This window comes from Streptomyces sp. NPDC008317, from assembly GCF_042955955.1.
GTDB lineage: Bacteria > Actinomycetota > Actinomycetes > Streptomycetales > Streptomycetaceae > Actinacidiphila.
In genome coordinates, this window is the sequence record NZ_JBIBFQ010000001.1 from 957552 (window position 1) to 969634 (window position 12083).

Here is a 12083-nt window from a genome sequence, read left to right on the forward strand (position 1 = left end):
TGGGAAGGAAGACGATCAGAGGGACACTGGCGACATGGGATCAGTCATCGCAGTTCCTGGGCCCGGTGCCAACGTCTCCCGGCTCCGCAAGGAACGGGGCTGGGGGCAGGCGCGGTTGGCCGCGGCGGCGGGGGTGTCGACCTCCCAGCTCGGCAAGATCGAGCGGGGTGAGCGCACGCTGACGCAGGGCGTCGCGGCCGCCCTCGCGCGTGCCATGAACCTCTCTCTCGAAGAGGTGCTCGGCACCACGGCCGTCCCGCTGGACGCCGCGGCTTCGGTGAAGGCCCTCAACAGCGCGGTGCGCAGATTCGACCTCCCCCACGAGCCCGAGATGAGCGGCGAGGAGGTCAGGGCGGCCCTGGACGCGATGGGCCGTACCCGTAGCAGCGCCGACCTCGACAAGGTGCTGACCGACCTGCCGGCGCTGGTCTGCGGGGCGCAGAACCACGCGCACGCGGTGGGTACGCCGGAAGCCTGGGCATGGGTGGTGGAGGCGTACTCCTCCGTCTACTGGCTGGCCGCCAGGCACCGCTGGATGACGCTGGCCGATCTCGCCGTCACCAAGCAGAAGCTGGCCGCACAGCAGTCCGACCCGGTGACCGCCGCCCTGGCCGCCCGGGACGAGGCCGGGATCTACCTCAACCACGGCGAGTTCGAGGACGGCCTCGCGGTCGTGGACCGCGCCATTGTCGAGGCGGAGGGAAACGCGACGGGACGGGGACGTACGTACGCCCTGGGCATCCTCCACCTGCGCGGCCTGACGCTGGCCGGGCGCCTTCAGGACAAGCGGACCGCCGACCAGCACATCGGCCGCGCGTGGTCTGTCGCGGACGACTTCAGCGAGGACGTCGAGCGCTGTGGCATCCAGTTCGGGCCCGAGAACACCGCGGTCCACGTGATCGCAACCAGCGGGGACCTGCGCCGGCACGGCGACGCCATCAGCACGATGGAGGACCTCATGCGCGACGGGGTCTCCCTCCCGGCCACCCGGACCAGCCCCCTCCACATGAACACCGCCCGCTCCCGCCTCGCCCTCGGCGACCGGGACGGCGCGCTGGAGGACCTGGAGATGGCATGGGTCCTCGCCCCCCAGATGGCGAAGGTCCATCCCACCTCGCAGGAAGTCCTCCGCGTCCTCACCTCGGCCCACAAACGCAGCAACCCCCGCCTGGTGAAGCTGGCGAAGAGGGCGCACATCCAGTTCTGACGGCCTACGGCAGGTGCTTCCCGGTCAGCCCCCCGCGCGGCTTGGCGAGGCGTTGGCGGGCTGACGCGGGCGCGATACGCGTCAGCGGAATGCGTCACCGTCCACGGCGCCACCCAGGAGCCTCGGACTGCGGATTGGGAGCCGCGGGCGGAAGCGTGTCCGCCTGAACGGCACGGGACGTTCCGATCACAGGGGACCGCAGGCGGGCGGCCTCAGCGCGGCGGTTCGGGGCGGGGTTGCGGTTGGTGTGCTGGATGCGGCCGAGGAGGACGCGGGCTGGCTGGGAGGCGGTATGGAGTTCGCGTTGCTCGGCGGCTTCTTTGAGGAGCTGGAGCGGCTTGTGGCCGCCGGCTTCGGCGTCGGCGAGGACGGTGGCGAGGGCGGGCCAGTCGGGGTCGGCGAGGATGCGGGTGGCGTGGTCGGGGATGGCGGCGCGCACGTCGTTGGCGAGGGTGGCGCGGGTGTCGGGGTTGGGCTGGCGTTGGGCGAGGGCGGTGAGCTGGGGTGCGGCTGCCTGGTCGTAGGCGGCTTGGAGGTGCTGGACGCTCTGGCGGGCGGCGGCGGCCTGTTGGGCGTGGCTTCGGGCGGTGTGCCAGCCTTCGGCGAGGATGGCGGACCAGATGAGGGCTGAGAGCAGGACGGCGAGGGGGCTGCCGTCCTTGCCGGTGCCCGCGTTGACGAGGTCGCGTGCAGCTGCTCGCAGTGTGGTGGCGGTGTGGTGTTCGGCGCGAATCTGGGAGCGCTGGGCGTGGGCGAAGGCTCGTGCTGCCGTGCGGAGTTCGGCACGGAGTTCCGCGGGGGCGGCCTGGGCGGTGGCTTCGATCAGCTCACCGAGGGCGGCGATCTGAGCCTGGCCGCGAGCGTCGGCCCCCTCCCCTGTGCCGCTGATCTCGTAGCTGAAGGTGTCCAGGGCTTCGGTGGCGTGCTGCCATGGGGTGCCGGGTCGGTTGCGGCGGGCGGTGGGGTACTCCTCGGGGGTGCCGGCTTCCAGGCGGGCTTTCAGCTTGGGCAGGGTGAGGTCGGGGGCGATCTTCCCGCCGGGGTGGTAGATCTGCTCGCCGTCCTTGTTGAGGTCGCCGGGGCGGCCGACGGAGTAGCCGATCAGGTCGCCGGAGGGACCGCAGCGCGGTTTGACCACGACGTCGCCGGCTTCGAGGTAGGCGAGGAGTTCTTCGGCGGTGGTGGCGTGGGGGATGGCGGCACGGATGCGGTCCTGGAGCCAGGCGCGGCTGGTCTGTTCCCAGCCGAGGCGCTTGGCCTTGTGCATTTCGGCCTGGGTGGGGGCGCGGGTGGCGGTGCGGTCGCCCTTGTTGAGCTGGCGGAGGCCGTAGTTCTTCTCGATCTCGCGGCAGGTGTTGCCGATGCGGATGCCGCTGTCGTGGAGTTTGGGGCGGCGGCCGTCTTCGCGGACGGTGGTGGCGAGGATGTGGATGTGGTCGTCGGCGTGACGGACGGCGATCCACCGGCAGGCCATGTCGTCGCCCGCGGGGTCGATACCGGCTGCGGCGACGATGCGCTGGGCGATCTCGCCCCACTCGGCGTCGGACAGGAAGCGATCCTCAGGGGCGGCACGGACGGGGCAGTGCCAGACGTGATCGGTCACGCGCTTGCCGAACTCGCTGTTGCGCAAGGCAACGGGTGCGTCGAGATGGCGAGCCAGGGCGGTCAGGGTGGCGTTCTCGTCGCGGCCAGGGTCGGGCATGCCGAGCATGGCGAAGCCAGCGACGATGTGCGGGTCGAGATGCTCGTCGTGGCGGCCGGGGCCGTAGAGGTAGGCGAGCAGGCCGCGGGTGTTGGCACCCGCGGGCTTGATGGCGGCGATCACGGGCGTCCCACCTCCGCCTCGTCGGCCGGCTGGCGGAGGGCTTCGGCGATGGTGACGAGCAGGCGCTGCAGTTCGGCTAGGTGCTCGCCTATCTCGGGTGGGGTGTAGTCGCTGTTCAGGGCACGGGCGATTTGATTGACGTTGTTGCCTATGCGGCTGAGGGCGCGCAGGACCTGAGCGCGGAAGACGTGCGTGCGGCGCCGGTCCTCGCTCAGCGGCAGGTTCGCGGTGAACCGGCCGGTGATGAAGGCGAGGACGATATCGGCGGCGAAGCCGGATTCGCCCTTGTAGCCGTGCTCCGCGGCGGCCTCCTGGAGGAGCGCGTGCTCGTCGGGGGTGAAGCGGAGGGGGCCGACGCGGGCGGTGCGTTTGTCGCCGGTGAAGCGGCGGATCGTGGGCTGCACGCCTTGCGCGGCGGGTTCGGCGGACGCTGGGGCGAGGACGGCTTGCTGGGTGGCGTGGAGCGTGTCCGGGTCGGATGCGGCCCCCACCTCCCGGCCTTGCGCGCCCTCGCGCTGGGCTGTCTCCGCCACCCCTGGGGCGGAGATCCCCCAAGACTGGCCGCGAGTCGGACTCGGGGTACTACTGGCTCCGCCAGGGGCCGTCTTTCCGAACGCCTGCTGCCAACGTTCCCTCAGCTTATGGGACTTCGTGACGGTCGACGGCTCGTCGTGTGGGGCTTCGAGGTGGTGCGGGGTCTGGGTCACGGCTGGTGCTCCGGAGGGTGCAGGGGGATGGTGGGCGTATCGCTGGCGACGGCTCGGCCAGGAGAGGGCCGGTCCTTCTCTTCGGGTGTCGGGACCGAACTGGGGTGAGGAGCGTGACCGCGGGGGACAGGGTGGTCGGAATCGTTCCGACCACCCCGGCTCCGTTCCGGCCGCCGTTGCGGTCACTCATCGCTGCGTTCCGTGCGGAGTTCCGCCCGCAGGACGGCCATGGCCTGGGTGAGGCGTTGGCCACCAACTTTGAGGCCCTTGTCGCGTATGGCTTGTTGGACGACGGCGCGGGTGGCACGCCCGTGTTCGCCGGCCGCTGCCCGCCCGATCTCGACGAGTTCGTTGAGCGTGGCGTCCGCGGGGCGGCCGGCGCGCGGCACGGTCTGCCGATCGACGGCCTGCGGAAGGGCGTGCGGTCGTTTCGCCGGCTGTGCGGATACCGGCTTCCCAGTGTCGTCGGGCGCGGTGACGAGTTGGTGGATCTGCCGCATCAGCACGCCGAAGGCCAGGAGCGCGGCGGTCGGCGGGACGGCGGCGACGACGTAGTCGAGGAGGGGGATGGCGGTGCCGTTCCGTGATCCGCTCACCCCGGCGACGTTGAGCGCAATGGATCCGACCGATCCGGTCGCGGTCAGGGCGACGGCCCACCAGTCCGCTGTGTTGCGCAGGCCCGCGCGAAGCATCAGCAGTTCGCCGGCGACGATGAACGCGTCCAGCGTCGCGGGCCAGGTCCACTGGCGCGCTGGGTAGTTCCTCAGCCCGTGCTGTCCGGCGACTTCGGCGAGGTGGGCGTACGAGAGCCAGAAGCCGCCGGCGGTGAGGATGATGATGACGGTCCCGGCGGCGGCGAGCGCGTATCGCTCGGCGGTGGTCTTGGTCATGCGGGAGTTCTCCATGGTGGTGATGTGGGGCGATCACGGGGCTCCGCCGAGGGGGCGTACACGCGGACCCCCTTCTAAAGGGGGGTCCGCGCGTGTACGCCTGGCCGCGTGTGCGCCGTGTACGGTCGCGTGATCGTCTGACCTGCGGGTTCGTGGCAGGCGTGGACGGTTGTGAACGCTTTTCGCAGGCCGGTCCCGACAGGGCCGCGTGTACGCCCCCGTGTACGGTCCGGGCGGCCCGACAAGGGAGCGGTCAGCCGATGGCGATGTGCAGGTTGGAAACCTGGTAGCGAGCCTGCTGGCCGCCTCCGCTGCCGCCTGCCGCGCCTTCGGTCTTCCTGGCGAGGCCGCTCTTGACGAGGCGTTCCAGGTGCCTCCTGGCCTTCTCGACGGCCGACCGGTCGGGGTTGGCCTGGCCGCTGAGGACGGCGGCGAGGTCTCGGGTGGTGAGCCCGCCGGGATGAGCGCGGAGGATGGCGATCGGGTCGAAGGTGGGCTCGATCGTCGTGGTGCCGCGCTCGTGGTCGTGGATGACCTGGAGGGGGCCGATCTCCCCGGTCGGGGTCTTCAGGTGGTGGACGGTGACGGCTGGGTCGCCCGCCTCCCCGGCGATGAACAGCACGCTGCCCGCCCCGGAGGTGATCCACGTGGAGCCGTAGACGCGGTCCAGGGTGGGGCGTTGGCCGCGCGGTGCGTCGGCGGTGGCCTTGCGCTGGTGGTGGAGTTCCATGACCTCGACGCCGTTGCGCAGCGCGCGCATGCGGGCGTTGTGGAACGCCACGGCCAGCGCGTCGTCGACCAGGGTGCTGACCGCGTCCTTGAGGCTGTCGATCACGATGGTGTCGGCCTGGTGGGCGGCGGCGAGGTCGGCGAGGAGGTCGGGCTCCTTGTCGAGGGTGGCGGGCAGGGGTCCCTGCCAGACGGCGAGCCGGTCACGCAGGACCGGCTCGTGCTCCGGCGCGACGCGGCGGGCCATGGCGTGCGCGATCTGCTTGGGGCGGTCCATGGCCAGATACAGCACCCGCTCGCTGGGGGAGACGGGCATGCTCAGGACGGTGTCCTGGAGGCCGAGGCGGGCGAGGATCACCTGATGGGCCAGTGTGGTCTTCCCGACGCCGGGCGGCCCGACGATCATCAGGCTCTCGCCGGAGGACCAGGCGGTCTGCTCGCGGGTGCCCCACAGCGGGTCGGTGTCCGCGCCGGTCTCGGTGACGAACCGCCATCCGTCGACCAGGTAGCGCGACAGTCGGCCGCCGCCGGAGGCCAGGGCCCGATCGCGTTCGGCGCGCAACTCCGTCTCGGCGGCGTTGCGTATCGCGTCGGGGTCGGCGCCTGGCTCGGCGGCGAGCTGGACGGTGCGGAGGCCGTTCTCCCGCAGGCGGCGTAGGTCGGCCTTGCGGCGGACGATCTCCGCGTAATGCGCTGCGTTGGCGACGGCTGGCGGCGCGCCGGCCAGCACGTGGAGGTAGGGCGCGCCGCCGACGCGGTTCAGGTCGCCGCGGCTGAGGAGGTAGTCGCCGAGCACGATCGGGTCGGTGGGCGCGTCCTCGGCGCGCAGGGCCAGGATGGCCCGCCAGATCGTCTCGTGCGCGGGCCGGTAGAAGTCCTCCGGCACTAGCAGCGCGCGTACTTCGTCCACGGCCTGGTGCCGGAACATGCCCGCGCCGAGAACCGCCTGCTCGGCCGTGATGTCGTTGGGCGGCTCGTCCACGGCCGGGGCTGCTGTCGGGGGACGCGATGGCGTATCCGGCCCCGAGGCCGTACGCTGGTTCAAGGAAACTCCTCACCTGGCAGGCATCGGGACGGCAATCCCAGCCAGCCGGTCTTGATCGTTCGTGGGTACGGGCGGTTGTTGAGGTTTCTGCTTCAGCCCCTCGGCGTTCGTAGCGCCGGGGGGCTTCTTCGTTGTCTCCTTCGCGTTCGTCCCTGTCCCCAGGGGGTCCTACGAGTATACCACGCCCATTCGGAAATGACTAACTTGCATTCGGCTCCCGAATGAGCTTTACTACTTGAGCCCCGCCCGTGCCGTCGCCCGACGGCCCGAACCGAAGGAGGAGGACGCGATGACCGAGGAAGGAGCAGCCCGAGCCGCAGGACCCGAACGCCCTCTGCCGGAGGACCACGTCGCGCAGCGCATCAAGATGGAACGCGAGGTCCGGGGTTGGAGCACCGTCGCGCTCGCTGAGCGCATGACCGAGGCCGGCCACCTGATCAACCAGTCCGCGATCTGGCGCATCGAGAGCGGCAAGCCCCGCCGCCGAGTCAACCTCGACGAGGCACTCGGCTTCTGCAAGGTCTTCGACATCACCCTCGACGACCTCACCAGTGCGCCCGGCCATATCGCCAACCCCCAGGTCCGCAGACTCGTCGGTGAGTACGTCGAGCAGTGGAAGCAGTGGCGCGCACTGGGCAAGTCCATGGACGCCGTCCAGGCCGAACTCCGCGCGTACACCGAGGCCCACCCCGACCAGGACGACATGGTCAAGGCCCTGCTCACCCACGAGCTGACCGTCGCCTCCAACGGCGAGTTCCACCACCACCGAGGCGCTCCCCCCAAACTGCAGAGCTGGCTCCCCGCCCCGGACCAGGACACGGCCTCGTAGTCCCACGACCCTGCTTCCGCCGGTGCTACGAACGCCGGCGGAACAGCCATGTCCTGCCGCACCACCAGCACAACCGCCCGTACCCACGAACGATCAAGACCGGCGAGGCCGGGGTTGCCGCCCCGACACCTCGCCAAGAGAGGTTTCCGCCTTGCACTCCCACGACCTTCCGGTCGCCCAGATCGCCCGCCTCCTCGGCGTCCCCGAGGACGATCTGCGCACGCTCATCGCCGCCCGCAACGGCTCCCACGGCGACCCCACCCTCGTCGCCCTCACCGTCGCCGAAGCCGCCCGCCGCATCGGCATCAGCCGCACCAAGATGTACGAGTACGTCTCCTCCGGCCAGATCCCGTCCGTGAAGATCGGCAGCCTGCGCCGCATACCCGCCGAGGCGCTGGGTGCCTTCGTTGCCCAGCGTTGCGGTGGCGTATCCGACTTCACGACCGCGGCCTGAGGGAGACGGACATGCCCAAAACCCGGCAGCCCAACGGCGCCTCGTCCATCTACCAGGGGAACGACGGACGGTGGCACGGCCGCGTGACCGTCGGCATCAAGGACGACGGCACCCCCGACCGTCGCCACGTCTCCCGCAAGACCCGGGCCGAGGTCACCAAGCTCGTCCGCGAGCTGGAGAGGCAACGCGACTCCGGCACCGTCCGCAAACCCGGCCAGGCGTGGACGGTCAAAACCTGGCTCACCCACTGGATCGAGAACATCGCCCCGATCAGCGTCTCCGAGAACACCATCGCCGGCTACGAGGTCGCCGTCCGCGTCCACCTCATACCCGGTCTGGGCGCCCACCGGCTCATCAAGCTGGAGCCGGAGCACCTGGAGCGCTTCTACAAGAAGATGCAGGATGGCGGCAGCAAACCCGCCACCGCCCACCAGGCCCACCGCACGCTGCGGGTAGCGCTGGGCGAAGCCGTACGCCGTGGCCACCTCACCGTGAACGCCGCCAAGATCGCCAAAGCTCCGCGCCTCGAAGAGGAGGAGATCGAGCCGTACTCGGTCGAGGAGGTCCAGCGCATCCTCCTGGCGGCCGGCAAGCGGCGCAACGCCGCCCGCTGGGTCATCGCCCTGGCGCTCGGCCTCCGACAGGGCGAGGTCCTCGGCCTCCAGTGGACGGACGTCGACCTCGACGGCGGCGTGATCCGCGTCCGACGCGGACGCCTCCGCCCCAAGTACGCCCACGGCTGCGGCGGGGAGTGCGGCCGGAAGCCCGGCTACTGCCGCCAGCGAACGCAGATCCGTCGCGAGACCAAGGACACCAAGTCCCGTGCAGGCAAGCGCGCGATCGGCGTGCCTGACGAACTCGTCAAGCTGCTACGCCAGCACAGGGAGGCCCAGGCGGAGGAGCGCGCCGCTGCCCGTCAGCTCTGGACGGAGAAGGGCTACGTCTTCACCTCACCGACCGGTGAGCCGCTCATCCCGAACACCGACTACCACCATTGGAAGGAGTTGCTCCAGGACGCTGGCGTCCGCGACGCCCGCCTCCACGACGCCCGCCACACCGCCTCCACCGTCCTCCTGCTCCTCGGCGTCCCCGAGCGCATCGTCATGGCCATCATGGGCTGGTCCTCAGCCTCCATGGCCAAGCGCTACCAGCACGTGACAGACCCACTTCTTCAGGAGACGGCCCAGAAGGTTCATGGGCTGCTGTGGCAACCCCAAGGGCTCGGAGAGGAGTAAAAGGCAGCAGCGACGTGGGGCGGACCTGGCGAAACTGGACCGCCCCACGAGGTCCGGCAACCACACGGTTGCCGACCTTCGTCAGTCAACGAGGTAGTGGGCTTCCACGTAGGCGACAGTGGAGCTATAGGGCTCCCCCACCGGCTTCAGCATGTACCGGCGGAAGACTGCCGCAGTAGCACGCCGGACCCCGCGGTTGCGGGCCTCGGCGTTGTCCCATGACTGGGCGAGGGTGCGCTTGACCACCTGGTCGATCTCCTCGGCCAGGTTCTGCTCCGTGACGGTAAGACCGGGCGGAGCGTGGTCGTGGATAATCCGCGACAGGACACCTACGTGGTCGTCGTCCAGCACGACGGCTTCGTCGGGGTGTTTCTCGGCGTTCACGATGGCACGGGCGACCCGAAGCGCTTCGGCCAGGAACTCCAGTGCGTCCTGGGCGTTCTGGATGATCCGGTCCCGCAGCTGCCTTATCCGCTCCGCCAGGGCGGTGTACTTCGCTGACCCCGGTTCGACGCCTTTGTCGAGGGCGGCCTTGATGTGGTCCAGGATCTCCACCGCCGACGGCGGCCTCTTGTCTTCGGTGTCGTCCTTGTCGGGCTTGGGACGGACGAGCGCCAGCAGCTCCTTGAGGATCGTGATGCCCTGGGCATCCAGGACGAGGGCTTCTTCCTGGGAGGCGGCTACCGAGAATGAGTGGACGTGGGCGTTGATTATTTCCAGGACCATCGGTCCCAGCTCCCCCAGTCGTTCCTTCCGTTCCTCGTCGGACGACTTCTTGAACAAGGTCGTGTAGGCAGACCCGAAGAGCCCGAACCCCTCCTGGTACTTGGCGACCCGCTTGTCCGTGTTGATCAGTGGGTACAGGCGGGCCAGAAGTCGGTAGTCCCTGCTGAAGACCTCGGCGGCGTCAGGGTTGGCGTCCAGAAAGCTGTTGATGGTACGTACGGACTCGTACCCGTGAGCTGTGAGGTCGAGGCCGTCCACGTCTGCGAGGAGGTCTTCGATGCGGGCGAAGGTGGTGCGGAATTCGGCGATCAGGTCGGTCAGGTCGGTGACGAACCCGCCGCCCCTGCCGGCGGAACCCTCCGAGGTCGGGTCGACGACGGCGCGCTGGACCTCTTCGGCCAGGCTGATGTAGTCCACGACCACGCCGGTGGTCTTCACGAATCCGGCCGGGGACACCCAGGTGCGGTTCGGGCGGGTGATCGTCTGGAACAGGTTGTGAGCCTTCATTGGCTTGTCCAGGTAGAGGACGCCCTCGTTGGGGGCATCGAACCCGGTCATCAGCTTGGCCGTCACGACCAGGAAGCACAGCGGGTCATCGGGAGTGAGGAATCGCCGCTTCTGGTCCTCCTCGTCGACCTCGGAGAGCCGGTAGGGCCGCATGGCCGCTTCCTCGGTCTTGGCGTCCGAGACGTGGATGTTCACCTCGGCGGTGATCCGGTCGTGCTTGCCGACCTCGGCGAGCACCTGGGACGCCTCGAAGCCGGCCAGCAGCTCGTTGATCTTGTCCGTGTACTTCACGGCCAGCTCACGGTTGTAAGCAACGACCTGTGCCTTGAGGCCGTTGCGATAAGTGCCGGCCAGGTAGTGGTCCACGATGTCCTGGCAGACCGTATCGATGCGTTCGGGGTTGGCAAACACGGAGGTGAGGCGCCCGAACTTGCGGGACAAGGTTTCACGGTCGGGGTCGTCGAGGTCGAATTCCTCGGCGAACTGGTCGAACTCGGCCTGTAGGGCCCGGTCGTTCATCTCGAATATGACCGGGTGCGGGTCCAGCATGACGGGAACGGTTGCCTCGTCCTGCAAAGACCGCGATACCGAATAGCGGTGCAGCACCCTGTTCGGATCGGTCTCCTCACCGAAGAGGGCGAAGGTGTTGGTGGCGAGATTCCTGACGGGCGTGCCGGTCATGCCGAAGAACTTCGCGTGCGGCAACGCTGCGCGCATCTGCCCCGCCAGGGACTCTTCATCGGATGACTGAGTGCGGTGTGCCTCATCTACCAGCACAATGATGTTGCGGCGGGTCGACAGGCTCTTGCCAGCGTCGGCGAACTTGTGGACAGTCGTGGAGATGACGCCGCGCACATCGTCAGCCAGTAAAGAACGCAACTCCTTGCTGGTGGTTGGCTGGTGGAAGTAGGCGTCTCCCATCGCGGAGGTGAACACCCCGGAGGTTTGCCGCACGAGCTGGGTTCGGTCCGAGAGCAAGATGATCGTGGGCGACTCAGTGCGGGTGTCAGCCAGCAGCAGCGAAGCAGCGAACACCATCAGCAGCGTCTTCCCGCTACCTTGGTGGTGCCAGATCAGACCCTTCTTGCCGTCGGCCAGGACCCGCCTATGAATCAGATGTGCGGCCTCCATCTGTGGGTAACGGGGCAGGTACTTCTTATCCGCCCCGCCCCCAGAGGTGCCGAAGAGGACGAAGTTGGCGAGCATGTCCAAGACCGTGGCCGGGTTGAGCAGCAGCCCAACGGAGCGCTGCACGTCGGCCTGTCCGGACAGGTTCTCGTCATCGGCAGTGGATCGGAACGGCTGCCACAGGTTCAGGGGTGCACCAGCGACACCGAACCGCAGCTTCAGTCCGTCGGAGGCGACAGCGAAGACATTGGGGGTGAAGAACCACGGGTATTCGGTGGCGTACACGTCGTTGATCTCGCGTGCGGCGTCAGCCCACCCTGACTTAGCGGTCGGTGACTTCACCTCTACGACAACGAGGGGCAGGCCATTGGCCCAGTACACGAGATCGAATCGGCGGGGGGTCTTGCCGGGGATGGTTATGGTCACCTCGTCCGACACGACCAGGGTGTTGGTGGTCGGGTGCTTGAAGTCGATGACCTTCAAGGCGTGCCACACGCCGTCGGCGCCTCGGAACTCCTTGTGCCCGCGCAGTAGTTCCAGCACCTGCTCGTTGGCTCGCACCAACCCGCCGTCGACGGCGTTGACCATGGCGAGGATCTCCTCGACCACGGCGTCCACGTCGAACCCGTCTATCACCTCAGGGTTGAGCCGGACGATGGCGTCCCGCATATGGCCGGCGAGCACCGTTTGTGTCGTCTCACGCGGCAGTGACCTGCCCGCTTTGTAGCCCCATCCCATCGGGAGGGACCACTGGATCATCGAGTTCTGGAACTCGCGCTCTCGTATGCCCTTAGCCACGGC

9 protein-coding genes are annotated in these 12083 nt (G+C 68.9%); 4 read left to right on the plus strand and 5 right to left on the minus strand.

The genetic code is table 11. The features are described 5' to 3' along the window. Positions 1–34 precede the first annotated feature (34 nt). On the plus strand, positions 35–1207 hold the full coding sequence (locus ACFY9V_RS03985) for a helix-turn-helix domain-containing protein (protein WP_391159257.1): 1173 nt from the start codon (positions 35–37) through the stop codon (positions 1205–1207). A gap of 94 nt (positions 1208–1301) precedes the next feature. On the opposite strand, the gene ACFY9V_RS03990 is transcribed toward ACFY9V_RS03985, so the two are convergent. The 4 genes from ACFY9V_RS03990 to ACFY9V_RS04005 form a co-directional block, all read right to left on the minus strand. Then, a complete protein-coding gene (locus tag ACFY9V_RS03990; RefSeq protein ID WP_391159260.1) occupies positions 1302–3032 on the minus strand; it encodes a relaxase/mobilization nuclease domain-containing protein in 1731 nt (576 codons plus the stop codon). Continuing rightward, entirely contained in the window at positions 3029–3565 is a 537-nt protein-coding gene (mobC, locus tag ACFY9V_RS03995) for a plasmid mobilization relaxosome protein MobC (protein WP_391159262.1), read from the minus strand. The genes ACFY9V_RS03990 and mobC overlap by 4 nt, the downstream gene beginning before the upstream one ends. Positions 3566–3921: 356 nt before the next feature. Then, positions 3922–4629 carry a DUF2637 domain-containing protein gene (locus ACFY9V_RS04000; protein ID WP_391159263.1) on the minus strand — a complete coding sequence of 236 codons (708 nt, stop codon included), beginning with the start codon at positions 4627–4629 and terminating at the stop codon, positions 3922–3924. 253 nt (positions 4630–4882) lie between these two features. Beyond that, positions 4883–6403 (minus strand): DnaB-like helicase N-terminal domain-containing protein, encoded by a 1521-nt coding sequence (locus tag ACFY9V_RS04005; RefSeq protein ID WP_391159266.1) that lies wholly within the window; start codon positions 6401–6403, stop codon positions 4883–4885. A 289-nt stretch (positions 6404–6692) separates the two neighbouring features. Here ACFY9V_RS04005 and ACFY9V_RS04010 point away from each other — a divergent pair, with 289 nt between their 5' ends. The 3 genes from ACFY9V_RS04010 to ACFY9V_RS04020 all read left to right on the plus strand — a co-directional run bounded on the left by ACFY9V_RS04010 (position 6693) and on the right by ACFY9V_RS04020 (position 8921). Then, complete coding sequence (locus ACFY9V_RS04010) at positions 6693–7232, plus strand: helix-turn-helix transcriptional regulator (protein WP_391159269.1); 540 nt, start codon at positions 6693–6695, stop codon at positions 7230–7232. A 151-nt stretch (positions 7233–7383) separates the two neighbouring features. Continuing rightward, positions 7384–7686 carry an excisionase family DNA-binding protein gene (locus tag ACFY9V_RS04015; protein WP_391159272.1) on the plus strand — a complete coding sequence of 101 codons (303 nt, stop codon included), beginning with the start codon at positions 7384–7386 and terminating at the stop codon, positions 7684–7686. Between the two features lie 11 nt (positions 7687–7697). Next, a complete protein-coding gene (locus tag ACFY9V_RS04020; RefSeq protein ID WP_391159275.1) occupies positions 7698–8921 on the plus strand; it encodes a tyrosine-type recombinase/integrase in 1224 nt (407 codons plus the stop codon). Positions 8922–9002: 81 nt separating this feature from the next. On the opposite strand, the gene ACFY9V_RS04025 is transcribed toward ACFY9V_RS04020, so the two are convergent. Beyond that, positions 9003–12080, minus strand: coding sequence for an HsdR family type I site-specific deoxyribonuclease (locus tag ACFY9V_RS04025; protein ID WP_391159276.1), 3078 nt, complete (start codon positions 12078–12080; stop codon positions 9003–9005). Positions 12081–12083: the final 3 nt, after the last annotated feature.